The following is a 25,149-nucleotide window of genomic DNA, read 5'->3' on the forward strand; positions in this document are numbered from 1 at the left end:
TCAGGCTACGGGGTGGCGGTGGAAGGCGGAATAGCGGCCGCTCACGTGATGTTCGAGCTGGCGCTCGATGTCGGCAAGCAGACTCGACGCGCCGAAGCGGAACAGTTCGGGCTCGAGCCAAGGGCGCCCCAGCTCTTCCTTCATGAGGATCTGGTACGCGAGCGCGGTTTTGGCGTTCGATACGCCGCCCGCGGGCTTGAAACCCACCAGCGCGCCGGTGCGCTCGCGGTACTCGCGGATCATGCGCACCATGACGAGCGAAACGTCGAGCGTGGCGTTGGTGCCTTCCTTGCCCGTGGACGTCTTGATGAAATCCGCGCCGGCCATCATGCAGACCATCGAGGCGCGGGCGATGTTCGACAGCACGCGAATGTCGCCGGTGGCGAGAATCGCCTTCAGGTGCGCGTCGCCGCACGCCGCGCGGAACTCGCGCACTTCATCATAGAGCGCGCGCCAGTTGCCGGTGAGCACGTACTCGCGCGTCACGACAATGTCGATTTCCTCGGCGCCGTCCTTAACGGAGGCTTCGATTTCCTTCAGCTTGAGCGCATGCGGATTGAGGCCGGCAGGAAAGCCGGTGGAAACCGCCGCGACGGGAATGCCGCTGCCCGCCAGCGCGTCCACGGCCGCCGCGACGAAGCGGTGGTACACGCACACCGCGCCCGTCGTGATGGCCTCGGGCGCGAAGCCGAGCGCGGCCAGCAGATCGGCGCGCACGGGGTGGCGCGCCTTCGTGCAAAGGCGCCGCACGCGGCCTTCGGTGTCGTCGCCGTTGAGCGTGGTGAGATCGATGCAGGTGATGGCCTTCAGGAGCCACGCGGCCTGCGCGTCCTTCTTGACCGCGCGGCGCGTGCCGAGCGTGGCCGTGCGCCGTTCGACGGCGGACTGGTTGACGCGCAAGGCGTCGAGCCACGCCGCGTCGAACGCCACGCCGGCGTTGCGCGCGACATGCGCAGCAGGTTGGGCGGGCGCGCCGCGCAGCACGACGAGCGAGTTCGTTGAAGCTTCTGACATAGGCTGGGAGGCGAATTTGTGCAATGCACATCAAACCGTGGTGGTTTATTCGCACCCATCCTATACCGATGAAACGATCGTGACAATACTCGTTACAATCCTATCTATTACCTTTGAGACGTGGGAACGCCGGCCCCCACGTTCGACTTTCGCGCGAGACCACCGTTTGCGCGTACCCGCGCTTCACACCCAGAGAGCCGCTTAGAACTGCAACCGATACCGCACGAAATCGTCGGCTTTGGCGAATTCGTCGTAGAGCTTGCGAGCGGGGTTGTCCTCGCGCGTGTGCCAGTAAAGACGCGACCATGCGCGCGAACGCGCCAGTGCGATGAGGTCTTCGATGAGCCGTCTGCCCACGCCCTGGCCGCGGCAGCCCGGATCGACGAACAGGTCTTCCAGATAGCAGATGGGCGCGTCGACCCACGTGCCTTCATGCAGCACGCACAGGCTGAATCCCGCCAGCTTCCCTTCGACTTCAGCGACACGCGTAAACAGCGGCGCGTTCACATCGAGCATGCGCTGCCAGGTTCGCTCGCTGATATGCGGCGCGACGCTCGTTTCGTAGAACGCGTTGTAGCCGGCCCAAAGGTGGAGCCACGCGTCGCGGTCGGCGGGCGCGACGTCGCGGATAAGGATCGCCCCGGCCATTCAGGACGCCGCCGGTTCTCTCAAGCTGGCAAGCGAGGCGCGCTGCTTGCCGTGCGCGTCGAAGTTCTCTTTCGAGAGCCACTTCTCGAACGCGGCTTTCACGAGCGGCCAGTCCTGGTCGATGATGGCGAACCACGCGGTGTCGCGGTTGCGGCCCTTGTACACGATCGCCTGGCGGAAAATGCCCTCGAACTGGAAGCCCAGACGCAACGCCGTCTTGCGCGAAGGTGCGTTGAGGCTGTCGCATTTCCATTCGTAGCGCCGATAGCCGAGGTCGTCGAACGCGTAGCGCATCAGCAGGTACTGCGCCTCGGTCGAAACCGGCGTTTGCTTCAGGCGCGGCGAAAACGTCACGCTGCCCACTTCGATCACGCCATGCACCGGCTCGATGCGCATGAGCGCGAACGTGCCCACGGCCTTGCCGCTCGCGCGGTCGATCACGGCGTAGTGGAACGGGTCGCTCGACGCGGCCGCTTTCGCAAGGTACTCGCGAAACGCCGCGAAGTCGGTGAACGGCTCGGCGAACAGATAGGTCCAGTCGCGCCCGTCGGCCGCCGCGCCGTAGGCTTCGAAGAGATCGGTGGCATGCCGGTCGAGGTCAATGGGCTCGATGCGGCAGAACTGACCCTCGATCGTCACGCGCGCGGGCCGCTCGCGCGGCTGCCAGCCGGTGACAGGGTCGCCAATAGGCTGCTGGAATTCGTTCAGTCTTGCTGACATGCGTGACAAGCTCCTCTTGCGCGAGACAGATGGAATATCCGTACAAAGGTAGCGTAGCCGTGGCTCCGTGAAAAGATCCACGGGTTGAGGATACGCTGGAACCACGCCCGGATTCGAATTCGTCCGATTCGCGCGGCATCGCGGCGCGCCTATCCTGAGGTCTGTCCTGCAATTCATTGCGCCGGGCGAGATGCATGCGCCCGCAACGATTCATCAGTGATTCAACGCTGATCGCCCGCATTCGCGCGCGGCTTGCTCGAGGGAGCACGCCTGCTGTCGAAGCGCTTGTTTGGGGCTCGGTACTTTTGCTGCCTTTCGTGCTGCTCGTGTTCTTGCTGCCGCTCGCACCCTTCTTCCTGCCCGGGATCGCCCTGATGTGCCAGCAGTAGCGCAGCGCCATCTTCCGCGCGGGCTGGATATTCAACGCCGCCCGCCTGCGAGCCTCACCGCATCGGGATGACGGCGCAATCGCAGCATCGCGACGCAACCTAGCGCCGGCCCCACGGCCAGCATGCCGAAACCGCCGCGCCATCCGAGCCACGCCACCGCGTATGGCACGAGGTGAATGCTCACCAGCGTGAGCAAAAAACCCGCGCAGGTTTGCGCGGTCAGCAGCGTGCCGACCGAGTCCGCGTCCGCCAGTTCGGCCACGCTCGCCGAAAACTGCGCGGAATCGGCGATCACCGAGACACCCCACACGAGCGCGACCGCAATCATCACGGCGAGCGGCGCGTCAGCCAGCCAGCCCATGAGCGCCGCGCACGTTGCGCTCGTCGCCATTGTACCGACCGTGACGGCCGTGCGCCCCACGCGGTCCGCCAGTACGCCGCCGAGCCACGCGCCCGCCGCGCCGATCGCGATCACGCTGAAGGTCATCCATTCCGCGCGCGTGCGGGCATTGGCCACGCCGCGCGCGAGAAAGGTTTGCTGGAGGAACAGCGCGAGCCACGCCCACATGGCGTAAAGCTCCCACATGTGGCCGAGGTAGCCGAGATTGGCGAGCCGCAACGCGGGTTGGCGCCACGCCTGCGTGACCTTGGCAAAGTCGATGCGCGTGGCGCGCCGGATATTCGGCCCGATGCCCGCAAAGCCGATCAGCACCGCGGCGCACGCCGCGCACGCGGCGGCGACGCCATAGATCGTGCGCCAGTCGAGTCCGCCCGTCGCCGCCAGCAAATGGGGGCTCGCCGAGCCGAGCGTGAGCGCGCCGACCAGCAGCCCAACGAGGAGGCCGAGATCGCCCTTCGCCCAGGTGGCCGCGAGCCGCATGCCGACGGGATAGACGCCTGCCATGCACATGCCCGTCACGAACCTCAGCACGATGACCGCGCCGCCAACCGGAGGCAGGAACGCGAGCGAGGCGGTCGCGAGGGCCGCCACGAGCGCGGAACCTGCGAGCAGCTTGCGCAGATCGTAACGGTCGGGCAGCGAAAGCAGCGCGGACGCGATGGTTCCGGCCACGAAGCCGCACTGTACGGCGCTCGTGAGCAGAGCCTCGTCGAACGCGGCAATGGCATGCGCCTGCTTGATGAGGGCCACCACCGTGCTCGACGAAAACCACACGCCCATCGCCGCCACCTGCGCGAGCAGCAGCAAAGCGAGCGACGCGGCCTTGCCGCGCTGCGCCGCGCCTTGCCCTGGCGGCCCCGTTTCGTCAGGAGAACGGGAACCGGCAGCGCCTTGAGCAGGCGTGTGCGCCATGCTCAGACCGCCGCGGCCGCGTGCACCTGCGCGAGCACGCGATGAAACGCGCGGCCGAACCAGATCAGCCCGTCACGCCCGCCCACCATGCGCGCCGCCTTGATCTCGCAGAAGAACACCGTGTGCGTGCCGACCTCGGTCGTGCGCGTGATGTGGCAATCGAACGAACTCACCGCGCCGCGCAACGCCGGCGCGCCCGTTTCGAGGCGATACCAGTCGGCGAGCGCGAACCGTTCGTCCATGTCGATGTCTTTCGTGGCGAAGCGCGTAGCCACCTCGCGCTGGTCGGCCGCCAGCACGTTCACGCAAAGCCGGCCGTTCTCGCGCAGGATCGCGTTGTTGCGGCTCGTGCGATTGATGCAGACGAGCAGCGTGGGCGGCTCGTCCGTCACGCCGCACACCGCGGACGCCGTGCAGCCCGCGCGCCCGGCGTCGCCGTCGGTGGTGACGATGTTCACGGCGGCCCCAAGACCGGCCATGGCGTCGCGAAAGAGGGATTTGTCTACCATATTCTTGCCCGCTTGCCGCGGTCTCCTCGTAGCGGGAATTCAGTGCCTGAAGCTCATGCGTCGTTTGCGTGCGCGCCGCGATACCGTGCCGCCGTGTGCGATGCCGGCAGGCGCGCGCCGCCGGAGAGTTTTTCGCGCAAGGTGCCCTCACGATACGCGCGTTTGTACGCGCCGCGGGTTTGCAGTTCCGGCACCAGCAGTTCGACAACGTCGTCGAAGCACTCCGGCACCACCGTGCGCGAGAGATTGAAACCATCCACGCCAGCCGTTTCGCTCCATTCGATCAACGTATCCGCGAGGTGCTGCGCCGAACCCACCCATGGCGCCTGGCGGCTGCCGAGCACCATCTGTTCGAGCAGCTTGCGGCGCGTCCATTGCGGCCCGGCGCTGCGCGTCATGGCGTCGACGTTGGACACGATCGCCTGGCTCTTGCCGGTGTCGATCGGCTCGTCGAGATCGTAGCGCGCGAAGTCGATGCCAAGCGACGCCGCCGCGTGCGCGAGCGCCGCTTCGGAACTCGCGTAGCGCCGGTACTCTTCGAACTTCTCGCGTGCTTCGCTATCCGTGCGCCCGACGATCAGCGTTGCGCCAAGAAAAACCTTCACGTCGTCGGCCGCGCGCCCGAGTTGCATGGCCTGGCGCCGGATGTCCCCGACAATCTCCTTCACGCCTTCCATCTTCTGACCGTTGATGAACACGCACTCGGCGTGCGTCGCGGCAAAACGCCGGCCGCGCGTGGACGATCCCGCCTGGTACAGCACGGGCGTGCGCTGCGGCGACGGCGCGCACAGGTGCATCGCATCCACCTTGTACTGCGGCCCGCGATGATGAATCATGCGCACGCGCGCTGGGTCCGCGTAAATGCCGCCGGCACGGTCATTGACAACGGCATCGTCGTCCCAACTGCCTTCCCAGAGCTTGTACACGAGCGACATGTATTCGTCGGCCAGATCGTAGCGGTCGTCGTGGGCGTTCTGGCCATCCATGCCGATCGCGCGAGCCGCGCTGTCGAGATAGCCCGTCACGATGTTCCAGCCGATGCGCCCACCCGTGAGATGGTCGAGCGTGGACATGCGCCGCGCGAACAGAAACGGCTGCTCGTAGGTGAGATTGGCCGTCACGCCAAAGCCCAGATGCTGCGTAACCGCGGCCATCGCCGGAATCACGAGCGTGGGATCGTTCACCGGCACCTGCACCGCGCCGCGCAGCGCGGCGTCCGCGTTGCCGCCGTAGACGTCGTACACGCCCACGACATCCGCGAAGAAAATGCCGTCGAAAAGGCCCTGCTCGAGCTTTTTCGCGTAGTCGGTCCAGTATTGCAGCTCCGTATAGCGGCTCGACTGGTCGCGTGGATGCGTCCACAAGCCTTGCTGAATGTGGCCCACGCAGTTCATGTCGAAAGCGTTCAGACGGATTTCACGCGGCATGTCGGCTCCTTTTCGGCGCACTCGATGCCATCTACTATAGTAGACGAACGGATACTAATGAAACCCGGAATTAATCCGGGTTAACTCGAATGCCGTTCGATCTGCCAGGCAACACGTCGCGACTGGCCCCGTATAATCGTCTCGCTTGCGCCCGACGCCGACTTTCCAGACATGAATCGACCGCTCACCGATCCCACCTCTGCTATCTCCACGCGCGTGCGCATCGAGCGCGAATCGCGCGGCTGGTCGCTCGCGGACATGGCCGAGCGCTCGGGCGTGTCCAAGGCGATGATCAGCAAGATCGAGCGCGGCGAGGCGAGCCCCACGGCGACCGTGCTCGGCCGGCTTTCGGGCGCATTCGGCCTGCAGCTCTCCATGCTGCTCGCGCTCGCCGAGCAAACGGGCGAGCGTTTGAGCCGCGCCGCCGATCAGCAGATCTGGCAAGACCCCGAAACCGGCTATACGCGCCGAGCCGTCTCGCCGCGCAACGGCGGCATGCTCGAACTCGTGGAAATCGAGTTGCCGGGCGGGGTTCGTGTTGCGTATCCAGCATCGGCGTTTACGTTCCAGCATCAGCAGATCTGGGTGCGCAGCGGCACGCTCGTATTCGAGGAAGGCGAGCAGGTTCATACGCTCGAAGCGGGCGACTGCCTGCAGCTCGGGCCGCCTGCCGCCTGCACGTTCTTCAATCCGGGCAACGGCCCGTGCGTCTACGCAGTGGCGCTCGTCCGCCGCTGAATGCGAGTACGCGGCGCTTCGGCTGCTCGCTTTCATCGTTGATTCGGCCATGGCGTGGGGGTTTTGCGAGCATGGCGCGCGCACGCCCAATGCGAGTAGCCGAATGTGAGCATTTGCTTATATTCTGAAGTCCTCAGGCGATAACGGCACAGGGCCGCCGCCACACCATGAGAGACCGACGATGAATGACGCGATTCAAGCCATGAAGCTCAATCACCTGAGCTTCCCCTCTTCCGATACTGCCGCAACGGCGGCCTTCTTCGAACGCCATCTGGGATTCACCGTAGCGGGCACGTGGGACCGGTCGTTTATCCTCAAACGCCCCGGCTACGACGTGGTGATCGACCACGCAAGCGGCGACGCGCCGGCGTGGCCCGAGAACTTCCATGTGGGCTTCGAATTGCCGAGCCTCGACGCCGTGCGCGACCTGTATGAGCGCTTCGCGGCAGAGGGCGTCCATATGGAGACCGGCATCTTCAACAATGGCCGCGGGTCGCGATTCTTCTGCCGCGCGCCGGGCGGCGTGATGTTCGAGATGAATACTCGCGTGGACGCCGCACCTGAATTTCGCGGGACGTTTGACAACTGAATAGCGTAATTGAAAAGCTGGAACGGTTCATTCTCTAATATTTCGTCATACTATACAATCGCGACTCGTTCCAGCCGTTGCCAAAGGCGACTTGCACGAACAGGTTGGCTTCGCCTCAACTCGCGCCGTTGCTGGCTCGGCTGTCCGAAGAAGCCGACGCCCTCCCACCGGCGGCCATTGCCGCAATGGCCGCACTGTGACCCGAGGAACGCACATGGCCGGTTGATCACGTGCGAATTCGAGCCGTCCAAGGTCGCGCGAACCGGCTACATACACTCACGAGTAGCGCTTTTTCGCATTGGCGTGTGCGACGCTAAAGCGCCCAGACTGATAGACGGCGGCTTGCAGCGGATGGGGCTGTCACCCTGATAAGGATTGAATCGGGACGCGCAGATCGTCGTCTGGCGCGCCCCTCAGGAGACAGTCATGAAGGATTTGGTGATACTGGAGTGCCTGGTCGTGACCTCAAACGCATTTGCCGAGTGCGCGACGAACTCCCGAGGTCAAACCGTATGCGGCAACGGGCAGGCCGCGGGCGGCTATAACCGGAACACCGGCACGGCCTGGACCTCCCAGACGAATCAGAATGGGGGGCGAACCACCCAGACCAATCGCGGCGGCGAAGCGATGACGATGAATGGCAAAGGCGTGGTTCACGGCCCTGGCGGGACCACCTGTTACCGGAGCGCGAACAGCCACGGCTGCAACTGACGCCGCCTCGGCCATCAGCGCTTTGGACAGGTGTGTGGACTATGAGTCAGATCGACCCGCTTTCGCGACAACGTGAATCATGCCTGGCGCGGCATCACCCCTCCACCCGCGCCTTCACAATCTTCCCTCGCTGCAGCACATAGTCGATTCGCTCGCCCTCACCGGCCACCACGCCAATGTCGTCGAGCGGATTCCCGTCGAGCACCACCACATCGGCAATGGCGCCCGACGCGATCACGCCCAGTTCGCCCTTCATGTTCACGATCTCCGCCGCCACGCTCGTAGCCGAGCGCAGCGCCTCCAGATTGCCGAGCACCTCCGCGCGAATGCGGAACTCGCCGGTCTGGAACGCGTGCATCTCGCCGAGCAGGTCGGAGCCGAAGCCCATCTGCACGCCGGCCTTCGCGTAGATCTCCAGCGATTCGCGCCCCTTCTGCTGCACGGAAGCCACCTTCGCCACCGAATCCGGCGGCATTCCGAACTGCGCGCCATGTGTGGCCAGCGCGTCGTAGGTAACGAGCGTCGGCACCACGAAAGCGCCGAACTCATGCATCACCTGCGCTGCCGCTTCGTCCACGAGATTGCCGTGCTCGATCGTGCGCACGCCGCAGCGCACGGCACGTGCAATCGCACGTCCCGTGTACGCATGCGCCATCACATACGTATTCGCCGCTTCGGCTTCCGCCACAATGGCGCGAATTTCATCTTCGGAGTACTGCGTATTGTTGATGGGGTCCGTAGGCGATGCCACGCCGCCCGACGCCATGATCTTGATCTGCGTGGCGCCCTTCTGGATCTCCTCGCGCACGGCGAGGCGCACGGCATCCACGCCATCCACCACGCGCGCAATCGCGCCCGTGCGGAAGCAGCACGAGCACGGTTCGAGCAAGTCGCCGCGTGGACGGAAATCGCCGTGACCGCCCGTTTGCGAAAGCGCCTTGCCCGAAGGGAAAATGCGCGGCCCGCGCACGAGACCTGTTTCCACCGCCTGCATCAGGCTCCAGTCCGCGCCGCCGGCATCGCGCACGCTCGTGAAGCCGCGCGAGAGCATGGCGTCGAGAATGGGCAGCGAGCGGATGGCCGCAAGAATATTGGGCTGCATGGCGTTCGCGCCGAGATTCGCGTTCGAGGCGAGCACGTGCACGTGACAGTCGATAAAGCCCGGCATGACCGTCTTGCCGCGCACATTCACCACGTTTGCATTCGGTAGATCGATGGGGCGATCGGTCACTTCCACGATGCGCTCGTCTTCGATCACCACGTGGTGATGTTCGAGCAGCACGCCGCGTTCGAGATCGAGTACATTGCCGCCTTTAAGAACAGTGATGGCCATAGTCTGTATTCCTTATAGAGTCGTTCAGTGCGCGCGCCGCATGTCCTTCACGAAGAAGGTGCCGACCAGGCTGATCGCGGCCGCGACGATCACATAGAGCGCGGGCGCCATGTTGCTGCCCGTGCGGGCGATGAGCCACGTGATCAGGAACGGCGCGAAGCCGCCGAAGATCGTGACCGCGAAGTTGTAGGCCACCGAAAGGCCGGTCGAGAGCACCTTGGTCGGGAACAGTTCCGAGAAGGCTGCGAGAATCGGCCCGGTGTAGGCAGCGATCAGAACGCCGAACACGGCCTGAAACACGATGAGCGAAGCGAAGCCCGGCGCGTGGTTGATCCACGTGAACATGGGCCATGCCAGCACGAGAATCAGGAATGCGGCACCGCTCAGGAACACGCGCCGGCCCCACGCATCCGCCAGCTTGCCCACAAGCGGCGAGCAGCACATGATCATCAGGCCGCCCACCATGCCCGCGGCAAAGCCCGTCGACTGCGGCAGATGCAGCGTGCGTACCGAATAGGTCGGCATGTAGAACAGCAGCACGTAGGTGCAGACCGTCCAGAGAATGACCATGGAAAAGCTCGCGAAGGTCTCGCGCGGGTAGCGTTCGAACACTTCCTTGAGCGGTGAATTGTCTTTCGCCTGCGCTTCCACGGCGCTGAATGCGGGCGTTTCGTCGATATGGCTGCGGATGTAGTAACCCACCGGCCCCACGAGAATGCCGATCAGGAACGGCAGGCGCCAGCCCCAGCTATGCAGCGATTGCGCGTCGAGCGACGAGGTCACGAAGGTGCCCGTCGCCGCGCCCAGCAGCACGGCAAAGCCGATGCTCGACTGGATCCAGCTCGAATAGTAGGCACGCTTGCCCGGCGGCGCGTACTCGGTGAGAAACGCCGTGGCCCCGCCCATCTCGCCGCCTGCGGAGAATCCCTGCAGCAGCCGCGCAAGCACGATCAGCAGAGGCGCGGCGATGCCGGCTTGCTCGTAGGTCGGCGCAAGTCCGATGAGCGCGGTGCCGAACGCCATCAGCAAGATCGTGAGTGAGAGCGCTGCCTTGCGGCCCACCTTGTCGGCGTAAATGCCGAGCACGATGCCGCCCACAGGCCGCATGAAAAAGCCCACGCCGAAGGTCGCCACCGTGAGCAGCACCGAGGTCAGCTCGTTGCCAGTCGGAAAGAACAGCTTCGCGATGATGACAGCGAAGAAGCTGTACACCGTGAAGTCGAACCACTCGAGGCCGTTGCCCAATACCGTCGCGATGATCGCGCGGCGGCGCTGCTGCGTGGTTGTCGTGACGGCGTCATGCGCGACGCGAGGTGAAAGCGTTCCTTGCATGGTCTCTTCCTTGTCAGATTAATCGTAGCTGCGCGCCAACCGCTACGCGCCCGGAGCCCCAACATGCCCCTCATGCTAATGACAGCCCGATTAATTTCTGAAACGAAAGATTCGCATGCATGCATGCGCCTGGCGCATGCGAGGTGCCTGAACGCGGCTTACATCGCCGTCTGCGCCTGCGCCTGCTCGAACAGCCAGCGCGCAAACAAACGCGCCGCCTGGTTCTGCGCGCGGTCGTTGGGCGAGATCACGTAATAGCCCCCGCCGTGGCTGGCCGAACTCTCGCCTACGCGCACGAGCAAGCCGCCTTCAATGCACGCGTCGATCATGTAGCGCCAGCCGAGCGCCACGCCCTGGCCGAGGATGGCCAGTTGCACGAGCTGCGGATAGTGATTGATCGTCATGCCCTGCGGTGTTTTCGGCATCGCCACGCCGTTCATGTCGAACCATTCGGCCCACGACATCCATTGGCGCTGGCCGTCTTCGAGGAGCAGCAGCATTTCGTTCGCGAGGTCGGCTGGCGCAAGCGTGCGGCCCGCGAGATAGCCCGGCGAGCAAACGGGAAACACCTCTTCGTTGAAGAGGCGGCGCGCGGTGAAATGCGCGGGCGCCTGCTGGCGCACGTAATACACGCCTACGTCGAACTCCGCGGGCGACATCGAGGCGAGCCCGTCGCGCACGATCAGGCGCAGCTTGATGTTGGGATACGCCTCGCGAAATGCCGGCAGGCGCGGCGTGAGCCACAGCACCGCCACACCCGACGAGCAGGCAATCGTCAGTTCGAGCTCGCCGTAGTGCTTCATCACGTCGAAGGTGGCTTCGGCGCATTGCGTGAGGAGCCGGTGCACCTGGGCCGCATATTGCTCGCCCGCGATCGTGAGCCGCAGCGAACGGTGCTCGCGCACGAACAACGAGCGGCCGAGAAATTCTTCGAGCTGCTGGATCTGGCGGCTGATCGCGCTTTGCGTGAGGTGCAGTTCGGCGGCCGCGCGCGTGAAGCTGGCGTGGCGCACGGCGGCTTCGAACGCGACGAGGCAGGGCAGCGGAGGCAGAGGCGTGATGCGCATGGAATGACTCGGGCGGGTCGTGGCAGGAAGATGTTGCCATACATCCCGCACCGGCTGGCTCAACCAGAAGTTGCGCGCACCAGGTTGCGCGTGCCTGCCGCGAAAAAAACTTACTATTGCGTTGATTCTCTGTGCAACCAGGGGGCGAAGATGAGTTCTGCCGAGAGTGCGGCAAAAGGCGCAAGCGCAGGCGCGGCGCAGTGGCACGCCATGCCTTCCGATGAGATCGAGCGCCAACTGGGCGTGAATCCGTCGCAAGGGCTCGATGGGGCGGACGCCGCAAAGCGCCTCGGTACGTATGGGCCGAACGTGCTGCCCCAGGGGAAGAAAAGCGGCCCACTCGTGCGGTTCCTCGCACAGTTCAACAACGTGCTCATCTACGTGCTGCTCGCGGCCGGCTTCATCAAGCTGATGCTGAGCCTGTGGCTCGACGCCTCGATCATCTTCGCGGTGGTCATCCTCAATTCGATGCTCGGTTTCCTGCAGGAAGGGCGCGCCGAGAAAGCGCTCGACTCGATTCGCAACATGCTTTCCGCTGAAGCGCGCGTGCTGCGCGCGGGCGAAGTGCGCCTGATCCCCGCCGACGAGGTCGTGCCCGGCGACATCGTGTTGCTGGAATCGGGCGACAAGATCCCCGCGGACATTCGCCTCGTCGAAGCGAGGAACCTTCGCACCGAAGAGGCCGCGCTCACGGGCGAATCGGTGCCTGCCGAAAAGAACACTGGCGCGGTGCCGGCCCAGGCTACGGTCGGCGACCGCGAAAACATGGCGTTCTCCGGCACGATGGTCCTCTCGGGCCGTGCGACCGGCATCGTCGTCGCTACGGGCAGCCAGACGGAACTTGGCCGCATCAATCAGATGCTCGCCGAGGTCAGCGCGCTGGAAACGCCGCTCCTTCGCCAGATCAAGAAGTTTGGATACGTCATCACGATCGCCATCGGCATCCTCAGCGTGCTGCTCTTCGCATGGGGCCACTGGCTCGGCCACATGACCTTCATCCAGTTGTTCCAGGCGGTGGTGGGCATTGCGGTGTCGGTGATCCCCGAGGGCCTGCCCGCGCTCATCACCATCACGCTCGCGATTGGCGTGCAGCGCATGGCGAAGCGCAACGCCATCATCCGCCGCCTGCCCGCCGTGGAGACGCTTGGCTCCGTCTCGCGCATCTGCTCGGATAAAACCGGCACGCTCACCCTCATGGAGATGATGGTGACGTCGGTCGTGACGGCGGACGCGCCCTACGAAGTGACCGGCGACGGCTATGCCCCCGAAGGCGAAGTCCGCGCAGGCGGCAAGGCGCTCGGCGCCGCGCCGCCGGAAGTCCTCACGCTCATGGGCCGCGTATCGATCCTGTGTAACGACGCCGGGCTCTTCGAGGAAGACGGCAAATGGAAAGTGGAAGGCGACCCGACCGAGGGCGCGCTCTATCCGTTCGCCGGCAAGCTCGGCATGGATCGCAGTGCGGAAGCGGCCGCGGCGCCGCGCATCGACGGCATTCCGTTCGAGTCCGAGCACAAGTTCATGGCCACGCTGAACCGGTCGGCGCAAGGCGAGATGCTGCTCGTGAAGGGCGCGCCGGAAGTGATCATCGAGAACTGCGACCGCCAGCAAACGGCCAGCGGCCCCGCACCGCTCGACCGCGAGCGCTTCGCGCGTGAAGGCGAACGGCTCGCCTCGCAGGGTGAACGCGTGCTGGCGTTGGCATGGCTGCCCGACCCCGGCCTCGAAGTGGGCAACCTCGGCCCGCAGGACCTGCCGAAGACGCTCGTGCTGCTCGGCCTCGTGGGCCTCATGGACCCGCCGCGCAAGGAGGCGATCGACGCCGTGCGCGAATGCCACGGCGGCGGCATCCGCGTGACGATGATCACGGGCGATCACAAGGTCACGGCCGCCGCGATCGCGGGCATGCTCGGCATCGGCGACGGCAAGACAGCCGTGGCCGGCACCGAGATCGAGGCGATGAACGACGCGGCGCTGCAGGAATGCGTGCGCGACGTGGATGTGTTCGCGCGCGCGAGCCCCGAGCACAAGCTGCGGCTCGTGAAGGCGATCCAGGCCAACCGCCAGGTGGTCGCCATGACGGGCGACGGCGTCAACGACGCACCCGCGCTCAAGAAGGCCGATATCGGCGTGGCCATGGGCATCAAGGGCACGGAGGTGACGAAGGAAGCGGCGGGCATGATCCTCGCCGACGACAATTTCGCCTCGATCTCCGCGGCGGTGAAGGAAGGGCGCACGGTCTACAACAACATCGAAAAGGCTATGCTCTTCATGCTGCCAACGAATATCGCCCAGGGCGCGGTGATCGCCATCGCGATCCTGTTCGGCTTCACGCTGCCGATCACCGCGCCGCAGGTGCTGTGGGTGAACATGGTCACCTCCGTCGCGCTCGGCCTCGTCATTTCCTTCGAGCCGCACGAGGACGACGTGATGCAGCGCCCGCCGCGTTCGATCGACCGGCCTATCGTCACACCGTTCGGCGTGTGGCGCATTCTCTTTGTCGGTGCCGCGCTCGTGCTCTACACGCTCGCGGCATTCTTCTGGATGAAGTCGCAAGGCGCGTCGGACTTCATGGCGCGCACGGCCGCTGTCAACGCCATTACGATGGGACAGGTCTTCTATCTGCTCAACAGCCGCTCGCTGATCAACTCGGCGCTATCGGTGCGCGCGCACATGGGCAATGCGTATCTCTGGTACGGCATTGGCGCGGTCGCCGTGCTGCAGATCCTGTTCACCTACACGCTGCCGTTTCATGCCATCTTCGAAACCGAGTCCCTGCCGCTGCCGGCCTGGCTCTGGCTCGTGGCGGGCGCGATCCTGTTCTTCCTCGTGGTGGAGATCGAGAAGCTCGTCATTCGCTCGATACCGTCGCTCAAGCGCTCCGTGAGCCCGCCACCGCGCGGCGCGGCCACAAGGCAGTACCATGATGCGTAGAATCGTTTCGTCCCGACTCGAGAGCGAGGGCTCATTGCCATGCTGCCTGGTGCACATCTGAATCTGGTCGAGGTGATTGGTCTGCTGGTTGGCGGCCTGGCCCTGTTCCTGTTCGGGCTGGACCTCATGACGGGGGCGCTCAAGACGCTTGCCGGCGCGCGCCTGCAATCGCTGCTGGGCTCGCTCACCGCCAACCGCTTTCGCGGCGTGCTTGCAGGCGCGGGCATTACGGCGCTGCTCAATTCGTCGACCATCACCACGGTGCTGCTGGTGGGCTTCGTTTCCGCGCGGCTCATGACGCTGCGGCAGTCCATTCCAATGATCATGGGCGCCAACATCGGCTCGACGCTCACCGCGCAGATCATTGCGTTCAATATCTCCGCGCTCGTGCCGTTCATGCTCGCCGGCGGCTTCCTGCTCTACGGCTTTGCGAAACGCGATACGCTGCGCGAGATAGGTGGCGCGCTGCTCGGCCTCGGCTTGCTGTTCCTCGGCATCGAGATGATGGGCAACGCCACGCGGCCCTTGCGCGATTACCAGCCGTTCATCGACGCGATGCAAAACATGCGCAGTCCGCTCGTCGGCATCGTGATCGGCGCGGTGTTCACGGCCATCGTGCAAAGCTCCGCGGCCACGCTCGCCATCGTCATCGCGCTCGGCAGCCAGGGGCTGATTCCGCTCGAATCAGGCATTGCACTGATACTCGGCGCCAACGTAGGCACCTGCGGCACCGCGTTGCTCGCCTCGATCGGCAAGTCGGCGGAGGCGGCACAAGTCGGTATCGTTCACCTGCTCTTCAACGTGCTTGGCGTGCTGTTCTTCGCCTTTGCGATTCCACAGTTCGCCGATTTCATCCGCATGATCTCGCCCTCCGCGCCCGAACTGAGCGGCGCTGCGCGCCTCGCGGCGGAAACGCCGCGTCAGGCGGCCAACGCGCACACGGTGTTCAGTGTGTTCAGCACCTTCGTGCTGCTCTGGTTCACCGGGCCCATTGCGAAGCTCGCCGAGCGCCTCGCCCCCGCGCGCCGCGAAGCTTGGCAGGACCCCGGCGTGCCGCGTTACCTCGATGAAACGCTGGTTGAAATGCCGGCGCTCGCGATTGCCCGTGTGCAACTCGAACTGGCTTCGCTCGGCAAGCTCGTGCAGCTTCTGGTCAAGCAAAGCGCCGAACTCCTGGTCGAAAGCTCCTCGCAGGCGCTTTCCACTGTGGCAACCGAGGACAAGGCGGCAGATTCGCTTGCCACTGCGATTCTCACCTATATCGGCAAGCTCTCCGACGCTGTGCAGAGCGACGACGAGGGCCGCCAGCTGGTGGATCTCGCGCGCATTGCGACGTGCCTCGACGCCATCCGCGAAGTAGCCACGACGAGCATGCTCGCGCTGAGCCAAAGGCGCGCCGCGCAAAGCGCAGACGTGAGCGCGTTGGCGACCAACGCCGAGCTGCTGCAATTCGGCCGGTCCGTCATCGAGCATTTCACGCTGGCCGTGCAGATGATCGCCCACCCCGAGGCGGACGTCGTGACGCGCATCGTCAACGCCAAGCCGGAAATCGAAGCACTGTCCGACTCGGCGCGGCAACGCATCATGTCCGCGCTGCAGTTGCGCGACGAGGGCGCGGCGTTCATTTTCCGCTTCGCCAACGACGTGATCGAGCAGCTCAACGAAGTGGCGCGGTTGTCCCGCGCCATCGCCAAGGCCACACGGTGGCTGCACGATGTGAAGGTAGTCGAGCCTCAGAGCGCCGAGGCCGTGCCCGAAGCGGAGGTTGAAACTCAGGCGTGAAGACGGCGCGATGCGTGGGGGTTACCGCGTAGCGCCCGAGGTCAGTGCATGAGGATCGCTCGTGGGCACGGCTTCGAGAAAACCGCGGCCCATCTCCGTTTCGAAACGCGAAGCGCTGCCCTCCCAGATGATGCGCGCATGCTCCAGCACATACACGCGGTCCGCGTGCGGCAGCGCGAAGCGAACGTTCTGCTCGCCTAACAATACGGTGATGGGCGTGGACTGTTGCAGCGCATCGAGCGCCTTCGACAACTGTTCGAGGATCACGGGCGCGAGCCCGAGCGTCGGCTCGTCGAGAATCAGCAGTTTGGGCTGCGGCATGAGCGCACGCGCAATGGCCAGCATTTGCTGCTCGCCGCCCGAGAGCGTGCGCGCGGTTTGGCCCTGGCGCGACTTGAGAATGGGAAAGAGGTCGAAGAGCCAGCCAAGCTGCTTTTTGCGCACGTCGTCCGAAAGATGATAGCCGCCGAGTTCGAGATTCTCGCGCACCGTCATGTCGCCGAACAGCTCGCGCGTTTCCGGGCATTGCACGAGGCCTGCGCGCGACACAGCCGCCCCGCTCATGCCCTTCAGGTCGCGCCCGTCGAAGCGGATCGTCCCCTTGTACGGCAGAAGGCCCGAGAGCGCGTTGAAGAGCGTGGTCTTGCCCGCGCCGTTGAGGCCGACCACCGAGACGAACTCGCCCTCGCGAACATGGAGGCTCACGCCGTCGAGCGCGCATGCCTTGCCGTACAGCACGCGCACGTCCGAGACCTCGAGGATGGAGCGCTTCGCCTCGCCCGCAACGCTCGCCCGCTGACGCAATTCGAGCTTGCCGCCCAGATACACGCGGCGCACCGTTTCGTTTTGCATCACTTCTTCGGCCGTGCCTTCGGCGACGTGTTCGCCCAGGTACATGGCGAGCACGCGGTCGGCGAGCGCGGCGAGGCTCTTCACATTGTGGTCGACCAGCAGCACCGCGCGGCCCTCGGCGCGAAAGCCGCGTATCAGCTCGGAGAATGCCTCCGATTCCGCAACCGTTAGTCCTGCGAATGGCTCATCGACGAGCACGACCTTCGGATCGCGCGCAATCGCTTTCGCCATCTCCATGCGGCGCAGATCGGCAAATGGCAGCGTCGCCGGATGCCGGTGCATGACGGCGGCAAGACCCACGCGCGCGGCAATTTCCTTCGCGCGCTGATGCACGTGCGGTTCTGCCGCGAGCTTCACCAGCGAATCGGGAAGCAGCGCGAGCTTGATGTGCTCCAGCACCGTTTGCCGATGCAGCGGCCGCGAATGCTGGAACACGATGCCCACGCCCGCGCGCGCGATGCGGTGCGGCGCCCAGCCGGCCATCTCCACGCCGTTCACCTTGACCGAGCCCGCGTTGGGCCGCTCGATGCCCATGATGAGCTTCATCACGGTCGACTTGCCGGAGCCGTTGGGGCCGATCAGGCCCAGTATCTCGCCGGGCTGGATATCGAAGCCAATGTCCTTTACCGCGACAAGACCGCCGAAGCGCTTGGTCAACCCGCGTACGGAGAGCAGCGGCGTGTCGTTCATTGGCGTTCCCTCGCACGCAACAGGTTGCCGAGCAGGCCGTCCGGAAAGAACAGCAGCGCCGCGAGCGCAACGGCCGCGACGACGAATGTGTTGAGCTGCCCGAGCGGGCGCAGGAACTCGCCGGCCACGATCAGGAAGATCGATCCGAGCACCGCGCCGAGTATCGTGCGCCGGCCGCCGAGCACCGCCGCGATGATGATCTGCACGCCGACGCTCAAATCCACCACCGTGCTCACGGAAGCGGTGCCTTGATAGAACACCAGCATCGCGCCCGCCACGCCCGAAAAGACCGCGCTGATGCAAAAGGCCACGAGCTTGTGCCGCGTGACGTTGAAGCCCAGCGCCTGCGCGCCGGTGGCGTCCTGGCCGCTTGCCTGCAAGATGAGGCCGATCGCCGAGCGCGAGAGGCCGAACAACAGGATCGCGCACACCACCAGAAACGCCAGCGCGATCCAGTAGTTGTGGTTGGCGTCGACGGACATCACGTCGGGCACCATCATGCCGATCTCGCCGCCCGTCACGCCCGCGAAGATCACAATGGCGTTCTGCAGCAGCAGCACCGCCACGAGCGTGACGAGACCGAAGTACGGACCGCGCAGCCGCAGCGCGGGCACCGCGAGCAGCAGCCCGCCCACCAGCGCGACGAGGCCGCCTGCGATCACGCAAACGGGGATGGGCAGACCCCAATGAGCGTCGATGATCGCCGCGGAATACGCGCCGAGTCCAATCAGGAACGTGGGGCCGAAATTGACCTCGCCGGCAAAGCCGAACAGCAGGTCCCACGACATCGCGAACACGCCGAAGTAAAACGCGACCGTGAGCACGCCGAGGATATAGCCCGACATCCACCACGGCAGCGTGGCCGCCGCGACGGCGAGCAACACGGCCACCCATACCCCACGCGAACGAAGAAGACCGGACATGTCGAGGCTCCCTGCGTTCGGTTAGCGGCGGCCCAGGAAACCCTGGGGCCGAACATACACGACGAGCACCAGCAGCAGCAGCGCGGGCAGCGGCCGCAGCGTCGGCGCCACGAGATACGCGGTGACGGTCTCCAGATAGCCCACGACATACGCGGCCATCAACGACCCGGAAACACTGCCCAGACCGCCCAGCACGACGATGGAAAACGCGCTGGCCGTGAGCTGCCCGGCGTTGTTCGTGCTCACGCCGAGGAACGACGCGAGCAGCACGCCTGCAATGCCGGCCAGCACGCCGTAGATCGTCCACGCGAGCAGATAGATGCGCGAGAGTTCGAAGCCGAGCAGCGTGAGGCCGCGTGGATTCATCGAGGCCGCGAGCAGCGCCTTGCCCGCGCGCGTGCGGTTCACGAACAGCCATAACAGGCCGATCGCCGCCCAGCAGACCACGGCGATCATGATCTCGTTGAACGGCACCCGCACGCTGCCGATCATCGCCACGCCGCTAATGAGCGGGCGCATCGTCACCGGGTTGTCGGTGAAGAGCCACGCCATGCCCTGCTGGATCATGATGCCCCACAGCAGCGTGCCGGTGAGCACGAAGATTTCCTTCTCTTCGTTCGGAATGGCGGCGGAGCGCTGAATGGGCCGCACCACCATCAGGTAGGTGATGTAGGCCGCGATGAGCCCGGCGACCACGCCGAGCAGCGTGCCGAGGTAGGTGCCGAGGCCGGCTTCTCCCGCCAGCATCCAGCCCATCAGCGCCGCGACGAGCATCACGCCGCCGTGCGCGAGATTCAATATGCCGGAGACGCCGAATATCAGCGTAAAGCCGATGGCGCCGAGCGCGTAGAGCGAGCTGATGGCAAAGCCGTCGATGAGAATCTGCAAGAGCAGCATGACCGGCCTTTCAGGTGGGTTGGCGTGTCGCTGGATGCGCGGCGCGGCCCGACGCCTGGGCCGCGCCGCGCGACGCACTACGAAGCTAGTTCGCGCTGGCCTGCTGGATCTTGATGAAAGTCGGGAACTTGACCTTGCCGTTCGCAACGGACTTCGGCCAGATCGCGATCTGCTTGCCGTCCTGCCACTGCAGGTTGATGCCGGTGATATAGCCCGGGCCGTATTTGAGCGCGTGCGTGAACTGGTCGTTCTTGCCGTAGAACTGCCAACGCCCGATCGTGCCGACGTAGTCGGTTTTCTCGAGCGCGGCCACCATCTGGTCCGGGTCGGTCGAGCCCTTGTTGCGCTTGATCGCATCCGCAATGATGTAGACGAGGTCATACGTCGAGAAGCCGCAATACGCAGGCGATACGCCGAACTTCTTCTGATACGCATCCGCGAAAGGCACCGTCTTCGGCGTGATTGCCACGCCCGGCGCCGCGGCGGAAGCCGTAATCACCCCTTCGGTCGCGCCGTTCGTGTCCTTCCAGAAGCTCGTGGTCGTGGCCTGCGAGCTTTGACCCGACATCGGGATCGGCACCTGCTGGTCGTGCCATTGCACCGTTGGCTGCACGCCCACATGGCTGATGCCCGTGGTGATCGTATCGGGGTGCTTGGCCTCGATCTGGTTAAAGATTGGTGTGAAGTCCGAAGTATCCGGATTGAAGCGGATATGATCGAGCACCTGGAGACCGGCCTTGGGCAGACATTCCATGAAGCGCTCGTCGAGCGGCTTGGTCCACGCCGCGTCCTCGCTCATCACGACCGTCGACTTCATCTTGAACTGGCCGACGAGAATATCGTGCGAGAAGTCGCAGATCGACTGCGCAATGAACGCCGACGTCATCCAGCCGTGGAACGTGTACTTGTAGTTGTCGTAGTCGTCGTGAACGTGCTTCGAAATATCGTTGCTCGCGGCGCCTGGCGTAATAAAGGGCATTTTCAGCCGCGCCGACCACGGCTCCATGGCGAGCGCCACTTCGCTGATATAGCTGCCGATCACGGCGACCACCTTATCCTGGGTCGCCGCGCGCTGGAATGCGCGCACGCCGTCCGAGGCCGACGAATGATCGTCATACGCGACGATCTGGATCGGGCGGCCATCCACGCCGCCGCTCGCATTGATTTCGTCCGCGGCGAGTTGCGCTGCCTTGCTGATCGAGGCGCCCGCCACTGCGGACTCCTCACTGATCACGCCGATCTTGATCGGGTCCCCCGCGGCATGCGCGCCGGCCGCGAGGCCGAGCCCTGCTGCCACCATACCCGTCGCCGCTACGCGATGAAGGTTTCGCCACACGCCGTTATTGGACATTGCATCTCCGATTCGCCAGGATCGTTGAGGAACATCTGCCCGCTGCATTGCAGCTTTGAAGAATGCGCCCACAACAGTATCACCAGCCTTTGCGCGCTCAATCGGTACAAACGATGACAGGTAACGTGCAGCTTTCATGGTGCGAAGCGGCAAGAAAATGCGCTTCCCCGCGCGGCTGCGGACGCTACGCGCAGCACCTCGCGCATGCCTCGCGACGCCGATTGCTGTCTTCACGTTTACGACAGTTGAACGCGCGGTCTATTCGACCTTCACCCACGCCAGCTCGGAAATGCATTCCTTGCCCGTCACCGGGTTGCGGGCGGGCAGCGTCGCGATGTACAGGTTCTTGCCGTCGATTCGGAAACGGCGCAACTGAATCGTCCCCGTCCATGATTCATTCCACGAAGTGTCGACGTGATGACTCACCAGGTCGCCCTCGACGCTCCACGTCCCCGCATAGGCGCACAAGCCGTTGAAAAGCGCGATGCGCTCGGCGTCGGTTGGCACGAGGTCGGCGGGCGCGTTGCGGTTCGCCTCGACCACAATCGCGTACATACGCTGGTCGGCGCTGTAGTTGAGATAGCCGCCTGGATGTGAGCCGAACAACTCGGTCTTTTCTCCGGTGGCCAGGTCTTCGGTCGTAAAAGCTTGCAGCTTCCATGTGCCCAGCAGCGCGGGGCTGCCAGTTTGCCGTGCTCGTGCCATGGTTTTCCCCTTCAGCACAATGTGGGCAGCGCGTTAGCGCTCCTTGCCCCACCGCCAGCGAGGCGGCTCGCCCTTGAGCCAGCACACGGCGCAAAGCGCGAGCGTGGCGAGTATGACGAGCCCCGCGAATTCGAACGCATGCCCGTGCGGTTCGAAAAAAACAGCGATCAAACAGATCGACAGCACATACAGGGCTAGCGCTGCCCAACCCTGCCAGGTGAGCGGAAGTCCCCACCCCCAGCCATAGCGTTTGGCTCGAAACCAGTATTTTCCCGTGCCTGACATTTGCCCTTCTCCCACGAATCGTATTTACGCCGCTCCGTAGATGATCGGCGCCTGGAAGGGCATTTGGCAACCGCAATGCGGCCTCGCCTCGCGCTGGCTCAACCCTGCATCGAGAAGGATTGCGAAGTTTTGATGGCAGTGGATTTGCGCGCCGGGCGCGTTACGAAACGTCAAGCGGGCGGCAAATGGCACACCGCCTCCACGCGGTTGCCAGCCGGATCGACAAGAAAGGCGGCGTAATAGTCGGCGTGATAGTGTGGCCGCAAGCCCGGCTCGCCGTCCGGGCGGCCACCCGTCGCGCAACCGGCCGCATGGAATGCATCGACCTGCGCGCGCGAAGCGGCCTTGAAGCACCAGTGGCACTTGTTCGGCCCGATGGTGCCGGCATCCAGATAGACGGAAAGATACGACGATTGCGTTTCGGCGGCGTCGCAACGCTCGCCGTAGCCGAGTGCGCCAGGGCGGTCGTAGACCTTGACCGCGCCCAGCGCGTTCATGATCGCATCGTAAAAGGGGCGCGCGGCATCGAGATCGGGAACGCCGATCGAAACGTGATCGAGAAGCTGCATGGTGTCCGGGGTCCGCAGTCGTCAAGGCACGACTATACCGGCGAATCACACCATGCAGCGTGCGCGTTTGTGCGTGTTTGTGCGTGTTAGCCTGCGCGACCGGTGCGGAACACCGATACCGCGGCGTTCAGCCGGTGCGCTTCGTTTTCGAGCGACGATGCCGCAGCCGTTGCCTGCTCAACGAGTGCCGCGTTCTGCTGGGTCACGAGGTCCATCTGTCCCACGGCGACGTTGACCTGATCGATGCCCGTGCTCTGCTCCGCCGCCGCCGATGCGATCTCGTTCATGATCGCACTCACGCGCGCAATCGCTTCGACAATCTCGCTCATCGTCGAGCCCGAGCGCTCGACGAGGCCCGCGCCGGTTTCCACGCGCGATGTCGACGATTCGATCAGCTCCTTGATCTCCTTGGCCGCCGCCGCGCTGCGCTGCGCGAGCGAGCGCACTTCGCTCGCCACCACCGCGAAGCCGCGCCCTTCCTCGCCCGCGCGCGCCGCTTCCACGGCCGCGTTGAGCGCGAGAATGTTGGTCTGGAACGCAATGGCCTCGATCACGCCGACGATCTCGCCCACGCGCCGCGAGTCGCCCACGATGTCCTGCATCGTGCCGACCACTTCGCGCGACAGCGCACCGCCTTGCGCGGCGAGACCGGACGCGCCCTCGGCGAGCGTGCTGGCCTGGCGTGCGTTTTCGGCGGTCTGCTTGACGGTGGAGGTCAGTTCCTCGATGCTGGCGGCCGTTTGCTCGAGCGAGGCGGCCTGCTCCTCGGTGCGCTGCGAAAGATCCGTGTTGCCCGCGGCAATCTCGCTCACACCCTTGTCGATCGACTGCGCGCCTTCGCGCACGCTGCTGACCGTCTTGATGAGCGCATCCTGCATCTGGCGCAAGGCGGCCTGCAGGCGGCCCATTTCGTTGTTGCTCGTCGCCTCGACCGTTCCGCTCAGATCGCCGGCGGCGATGCGCTGGAACTGCGCGATCGCGGCGTCGACGGGATGCACGATCGCGCGCATGAGCGCGGCGCGGCCAATCCATGCGCACAGCAACGAGAGCAGCATGCCCACGGCCACAGCGATGCTCACCGCATTGAAGCGGTCCTGCGCTTCCTGGTAGCGCTGCGCGCCGAGGTCGATCTGGCGCTTCTCCAGCACGAGCATCGCCTTTTCGTAGTTGCTGTAGAGCGTCGGCAGCTTGTGGCCCTGCAATTCCTGGAACGCGGTCTTGTCGCCGGCCTTGAGCGCCGCCAGCGCCGGATCGACGCCGTCGTGCAGGAAGCTGTTGCGCTTGGCCTGCATGTCGGCGATCAGGTCCTGCGCCTCGCCTTCGCCGCTCGCAATCGACAGATAGTGGTCCAGACGCTCGTTCGAGTTCTTCAGGTACTGGTCGAAGCGCTTGAGCACCGCGTCGGCGGCGTCGTGGTCGCCGAGTTCGGAAAGCGAGGCGTTGGTGGCGAGCGCGAGGCGCAGACGCAGCAACTGGCCGGCGCTGCCTTCGAGGTCGGCTACGGCCGGCGTATCGACGGTGTACATCGTGCGCAGCGACTCGTTGCCCGCTCGCATCGACAGGAGTCCTGTGGCAGCCCCGCCGATCAGGACGACGCCGAAGAAGGCGATCATCAGGGTCAGGCTGGCGCGTATTGACAGCTTGTGAAGCATTCCTGGTCTCTCTCCCTGGGGTGCGCGGCACTGGCGGCCACGCGTTTCCCAGTCGTTTTTCATCGAATGTTCCGGCGCGCTTACCCAGTGCAGCCCGGTCGTTCAGGCTGTTTAAGCGTCCAGTACATAACAACGGCAGGAGAGGTTGCGAACTTTATGGTTCGCCGCAAAGAAGTACGACCGTTAGCAATAGTCCGTAATGGGGGCCGATGTGTGGGACCCAGGCGCATCACGCGCTTTCTTCGTCCACGCTCGCCTCGCTCTCATCCATCGGCACGAGATAGCGCAGCACGTCGCGCCAACTCACGATGCCCACGGGCCGGAATTCGGCATCGACGATGGGAATGCACGAAATCTTGTTGGCGAGAAAGAGGGCCACCGCTTCGGACAGGCTCGACTCGGGCCGCAGCGTAATCGGCTTGCGGCTCATGATCTGGTGCACGCGTTTCTTGAGCGTGCCGAGGTCGCGCTCGGATTCAACGACGCTGTCGATGAACGGGCTGATTGCGCGCAGCAGGTCGCGGTCGGAGACGACGCCTTGCAGCTTGCCCTCTTCGATCACGAGCAGATGATGAAAGCTCGCCTGCGCGAAGATCTCGCGCACCGTAGCGAGCGTGTCGTCGAAACCGACGGTGACGACACGGCTCGTCATGAATTTCTCTACTTGCATACCTTCCAGACCTGAGTGGGTTCGACGTCCCGAGACGGCCAAGGCAGTGCGCG

24 protein-coding genes are annotated in these 25,149 nt (G+C 64.7%); 6 read left to right on the forward strand and 18 right to left on the reverse strand.

Annotated features, from left to right (window positions below; genetic code table 11):
- The 3 genes from deoC to FAZ97_RS35460 form a co-directional block, all read right to left on the reverse strand.
- Window positions 1–1,014 (reverse strand): deoxyribose-phosphate aldolase, encoded by a 1,014-nt coding sequence (gene deoC, locus FAZ97_RS24745; RefSeq protein ID WP_158761151.1) that lies wholly within the window; start codon window positions 1,012–1,014, stop codon window positions 1–3.
- A gap of 201 nt (window positions 1,015–1,215) precedes the next feature.
- On the reverse strand, window positions 1,216–1,662 hold the full coding sequence (locus FAZ97_RS35455) for a GNAT family N-acetyltransferase (protein ID WP_233271891.1): 447 nt from the start codon (window positions 1,660–1,662) through the stop codon (window positions 1,216–1,218).
- Window positions 1,663–2,382, reverse strand: coding sequence for a GNAT family N-acetyltransferase (locus FAZ97_RS35460; RefSeq protein WP_233271892.1), 720 nt, complete (start codon window positions 2,380–2,382; stop codon window positions 1,663–1,665).
- A gap of 194 nt (window positions 2,383–2,576) precedes the next feature.
- Between FAZ97_RS35460 and FAZ97_RS24755 the strand changes: the two genes are divergently transcribed.
- Window positions 2,577–2,771, forward strand: a complete 195-nt coding sequence (locus FAZ97_RS24755) for a hypothetical protein (protein ID WP_158761152.1) — start codon at window positions 2,577–2,579, stop codon at window positions 2,769–2,771.
- 31 nt (window positions 2,772–2,802) lie between these two features.
- On the opposite strand, the gene FAZ97_RS24760 is transcribed toward FAZ97_RS24755, so the two are convergent.
- Genes FAZ97_RS24760 through FAZ97_RS24770 form a run of 3 tightly spaced genes read right to left on the reverse strand, consistent with a single transcriptional unit; the run spans window position 2,803 to window position 6,019 of the window.
- On the reverse strand, window positions 2,803–4,083 hold the full coding sequence (locus tag FAZ97_RS24760; protein WP_158761153.1) for an MFS transporter: 1,281 nt from the start codon (window positions 4,081–4,083) through the stop codon (window positions 2,803–2,805).
- Between the two features lie 2 nt (window positions 4,084–4,085).
- Window positions 4,086–4,592 (reverse strand): flavin reductase, encoded by a 507-nt coding sequence (locus tag FAZ97_RS24765; protein ID WP_158761154.1) that lies wholly within the window; start codon window positions 4,590–4,592, stop codon window positions 4,086–4,088.
- Between the two features lie 53 nt (window positions 4,593–4,645).
- A complete protein-coding gene (locus FAZ97_RS24770) occupies window positions 4,646–6,019 on the reverse strand; it encodes an LLM class flavin-dependent oxidoreductase (protein WP_158761155.1) in 1,374 nt (457 codons plus the stop codon).
- Between the two features lie 171 nt (window positions 6,020–6,190).
- Between FAZ97_RS24770 and FAZ97_RS24775 the strand changes: the two genes are divergently transcribed.
- The 3 genes from FAZ97_RS24775 to FAZ97_RS24785 all read left to right on the forward strand — a co-directional run bounded on the left by FAZ97_RS24775 (window position 6,191) and on the right by FAZ97_RS24785 (window position 8,057).
- Window positions 6,191–6,757, forward strand: coding sequence for a helix-turn-helix domain-containing protein (locus tag FAZ97_RS24775; protein ID WP_158761156.1), 567 nt, complete (start codon window positions 6,191–6,193; stop codon window positions 6,755–6,757).
- Between the two features lie 181 nt (window positions 6,758–6,938).
- Window positions 6,939–7,346, forward strand: a complete 408-nt coding sequence (locus tag FAZ97_RS24780) for a VOC family protein (protein WP_199272186.1) — start codon at window positions 6,939–6,941, stop codon at window positions 7,344–7,346.
- A gap of 426 nt (window positions 7,347–7,772) precedes the next feature.
- Window positions 7,773–8,057: a hypothetical protein gene (locus FAZ97_RS24785; protein WP_158761157.1), complete on the forward strand. Its 285-nt coding sequence runs from the start codon at window positions 7,773–7,775 to the stop codon at window positions 8,055–8,057.
- A 94-nt stretch (window positions 8,058–8,151) separates the two neighbouring features.
- Here FAZ97_RS24785 and FAZ97_RS24790 read toward each other — a convergent pair whose 3' ends face one another.
- From FAZ97_RS24790 to FAZ97_RS24800, 3 genes are all read right to left on the reverse strand, one after another.
- Entirely contained in the window at window positions 8,152–9,390 is a 1,239-nt protein-coding gene (locus tag FAZ97_RS24790; RefSeq protein WP_158761158.1) for a metal-dependent hydrolase family protein, read from the reverse strand.
- 24 nt (window positions 9,391–9,414) lie between these two features.
- Window positions 9,415–10,722 (reverse strand): MFS transporter, encoded by a 1,308-nt coding sequence (locus tag FAZ97_RS24795; RefSeq protein WP_158761159.1) that lies wholly within the window; start codon window positions 10,720–10,722, stop codon window positions 9,415–9,417.
- Between the two features lie 158 nt (window positions 10,723–10,880).
- A complete protein-coding gene (locus FAZ97_RS24800) occupies window positions 10,881–11,789 on the reverse strand; it encodes a LysR substrate-binding domain-containing protein (RefSeq protein WP_158761160.1) in 909 nt (302 codons plus the stop codon).
- A 150-nt stretch (window positions 11,790–11,939) separates the two neighbouring features.
- Here FAZ97_RS24800 and FAZ97_RS24805 point away from each other — a divergent pair, with 150 nt between their 5' ends.
- Window positions 11,940–14,720, forward strand: coding sequence for an HAD-IC family P-type ATPase (locus FAZ97_RS24805; RefSeq protein ID WP_158761161.1), 2,781 nt, complete (start codon window positions 11,940–11,942; stop codon window positions 14,718–14,720).
- A gap of 39 nt (window positions 14,721–14,759) precedes the next feature.
- Window positions 14,760–16,502 carry a Na/Pi cotransporter family protein gene (locus FAZ97_RS24810; protein WP_158761162.1) on the forward strand — a complete coding sequence of 581 codons (1,743 nt, stop codon included), beginning with the start codon at window positions 14,760–14,762 and terminating at the stop codon, window positions 16,500–16,502.
- Window positions 16,503–16,523: 21 nt separating this feature from the next.
- Here FAZ97_RS24810 and FAZ97_RS24815 read toward each other — a convergent pair whose 3' ends face one another.
- The 9 genes from FAZ97_RS24815 to FAZ97_RS24855 form a co-directional block, all read right to left on the reverse strand.
- A complete protein-coding gene (locus FAZ97_RS24815) occupies window positions 16,524–18,044 on the reverse strand; it encodes an ATP-binding cassette domain-containing protein (protein WP_158761163.1) in 1,521 nt (506 codons plus the stop codon).
- Window positions 18,041–18,967 carry a branched-chain amino acid ABC transporter permease gene (locus tag FAZ97_RS24820; RefSeq protein ID WP_158761164.1) on the reverse strand — a complete coding sequence of 309 codons (927 nt, stop codon included), beginning with the start codon at window positions 18,965–18,967 and terminating at the stop codon, window positions 18,041–18,043. Before FAZ97_RS24820 ends, FAZ97_RS24815 begins: the two co-directional genes overlap by 4 nt.
- 21 nt (window positions 18,968–18,988) lie before the next feature.
- Window positions 18,989–19,864: a branched-chain amino acid ABC transporter permease gene (locus FAZ97_RS24825; RefSeq protein WP_158761165.1), complete on the reverse strand. Its 876-nt coding sequence runs from the start codon at window positions 19,862–19,864 to the stop codon at window positions 18,989–18,991.
- Window positions 19,865–19,949: 85 nt separating this feature from the next.
- Window positions 19,950–21,215: an ABC transporter substrate-binding protein gene (locus FAZ97_RS24830; protein ID WP_158761166.1), complete on the reverse strand. Its 1,266-nt coding sequence runs from the start codon at window positions 21,213–21,215 to the stop codon at window positions 19,950–19,952.
- A gap of 258 nt (window positions 21,216–21,473) precedes the next feature.
- Window positions 21,474–21,920: a lipocalin-like domain-containing protein gene (locus tag FAZ97_RS24835; RefSeq protein ID WP_158761167.1), complete on the reverse strand. Its 447-nt coding sequence runs from the start codon at window positions 21,918–21,920 to the stop codon at window positions 21,474–21,476.
- A gap of 33 nt (window positions 21,921–21,953) precedes the next feature.
- Window positions 21,954–22,205, reverse strand: a complete 252-nt coding sequence (locus FAZ97_RS24840; RefSeq protein WP_158761168.1) for a hypothetical protein — start codon at window positions 22,203–22,205, stop codon at window positions 21,954–21,956.
- A gap of 170 nt (window positions 22,206–22,375) precedes the next feature.
- Entirely contained in the window at window positions 22,376–22,774 is a 399-nt protein-coding gene (locus tag FAZ97_RS24845) for a VOC family protein (RefSeq protein ID WP_158761169.1), read from the reverse strand.
- An 86-nt stretch (window positions 22,775–22,860) separates the two neighbouring features.
- A complete protein-coding gene (locus FAZ97_RS24850) occupies window positions 22,861–24,426 on the reverse strand; it encodes a methyl-accepting chemotaxis protein (protein WP_158761170.1) in 1,566 nt (521 codons plus the stop codon).
- A gap of 229 nt (window positions 24,427–24,655) precedes the next feature.
- Complete coding sequence (locus FAZ97_RS24855; RefSeq protein ID WP_158761171.1) at window positions 24,656–25,096, reverse strand: CBS domain-containing protein; 441 nt, start codon at window positions 25,094–25,096, stop codon at window positions 24,656–24,658.
- Window positions 25,097–25,149 lie beyond the last annotated feature (53 nt).

It is taken from the genome of Paraburkholderia acidiphila, assembly GCF_009789655.1.
Classification (GTDB): domain Bacteria; phylum Pseudomonadota; class Gammaproteobacteria; order Burkholderiales; family Burkholderiaceae; genus Paraburkholderia; species Paraburkholderia acidiphila.

Bases quoted from the DNA above. Each gene is read 5' to 3' on its own strand.
- FAZ97_RS24845 (WP_158761169.1), bottom strand. From the start codon at position 22,774: ATGCAGCTTCTCGATCACGTTTCGATCGGCGTTCCCGATCTCGATGCC.
- FAZ97_RS24765 (WP_158761154.1), bottom strand. From the start codon at position 4,592: ATGGTAGACAAATCCCTCTTTCGCGACGCCATGGCCGGTCTTGGGGCC.
- FAZ97_RS35460 (WP_233271892.1), bottom strand. From the start codon at position 2,382: ATGTCAGCAAGACTGAACGAATTCCAGCAGCCTATTGGCGACCCTGTC.
- FAZ97_RS24820 (WP_158761164.1), bottom strand. From the start codon at position 18,967: ATGTCCGGTCTTCTTCGTTCGCGTGGGGTATGGGTGGCCGTGTTGCTC.
- FAZ97_RS24800 (WP_158761160.1), bottom strand. From the start codon at position 11,789: ATGCGCATCACGCCTCTGCCTCCGCTGCCCTGCCTCGTCGCGTTCGAA.
- FAZ97_RS24755 (WP_158761152.1), top strand. From the start codon at position 2,577: ATGCGCCCGCAACGATTCATCAGTGATTCAACGCTGATCGCCCGCATT.
- FAZ97_RS24805 (WP_158761161.1), top strand. From the start codon at position 11,940: ATGAGTTCTGCCGAGAGTGCGGCAAAAGGCGCAAGCGCAGGCGCGGCG.
- FAZ97_RS24790 (WP_158761158.1), bottom strand. From the start codon at position 9,390: ATGGCCATCACTGTTCTTAAAGGCGGCAATGTACTCGATCTCGAACGC.
- FAZ97_RS35455 (WP_233271891.1), bottom strand. From the start codon at position 1,662: ATGGCCGGGGCGATCCTTATCCGCGACGTCGCGCCCGCCGACCGCGAC.
- FAZ97_RS24840 (WP_158761168.1), bottom strand. From the start codon at position 22,205: ATGTCAGGCACGGGAAAATACTGGTTTCGAGCCAAACGCTATGGCTGG.
- FAZ97_RS24825 (WP_158761165.1), bottom strand. From the start codon at position 19,864: ATGCTGCTCTTGCAGATTCTCATCGACGGCTTTGCCATCAGCTCGCTC.
- FAZ97_RS24780 (WP_199272186.1), top strand. From the start codon at position 6,939: ATGAATGACGCGATTCAAGCCATGAAGCTCAATCACCTGAGCTTCCCC.
- FAZ97_RS24830 (WP_158761166.1), bottom strand. From the start codon at position 21,215: ATGTCCAATAACGGCGTGTGGCGAAACCTTCATCGCGTAGCGGCGACG.
- FAZ97_RS24855 (WP_158761171.1), bottom strand. From the start codon at position 25,096: ATGCAAGTAGAGAAATTCATGACGAGCCGTGTCGTCACCGTCGGTTTC.
- FAZ97_RS24760 (WP_158761153.1), bottom strand. From the start codon at position 4,083: ATGGCGCACACGCCTGCTCAAGGCGCTGCCGGTTCCCGTTCTCCTGAC.
- FAZ97_RS24815 (WP_158761163.1), bottom strand. From the start codon at position 18,044: ATGAACGACACGCCGCTGCTCTCCGTACGCGGGTTGACCAAGCGCTTC.
- FAZ97_RS24795 (WP_158761159.1), bottom strand. From the start codon at position 10,722: ATGCAAGGAACGCTTTCACCTCGCGTCGCGCATGACGCCGTCACGACA.
- FAZ97_RS24785 (WP_158761157.1), top strand. From the start codon at position 7,773: ATGAAGGATTTGGTGATACTGGAGTGCCTGGTCGTGACCTCAAACGCA.
- FAZ97_RS24810 (WP_158761162.1), top strand. From the start codon at position 14,760: ATGCTGCCTGGTGCACATCTGAATCTGGTCGAGGTGATTGGTCTGCTG.
- FAZ97_RS24770 (WP_158761155.1), bottom strand. From the start codon at position 6,019: ATGCCGCGTGAAATCCGTCTGAACGCTTTCGACATGAACTGCGTGGGC.
- FAZ97_RS24775 (WP_158761156.1), top strand. From the start codon at position 6,191: ATGAATCGACCGCTCACCGATCCCACCTCTGCTATCTCCACGCGCGTG.
- deoC (WP_158761151.1), bottom strand. From the start codon at position 1,014: ATGTCAGAAGCTTCAACGAACTCGCTCGTCGTGCTGCGCGGCGCGCCC.
- FAZ97_RS24835 (WP_158761167.1), bottom strand. From the start codon at position 21,920: ATGGCACGAGCACGGCAAACTGGCAGCCCCGCGCTGCTGGGCACATGG.
- FAZ97_RS24850 (WP_158761170.1), bottom strand. From the start codon at position 24,426: ATGCTTCACAAGCTGTCAATACGCGCCAGCCTGACCCTGATGATCGCC.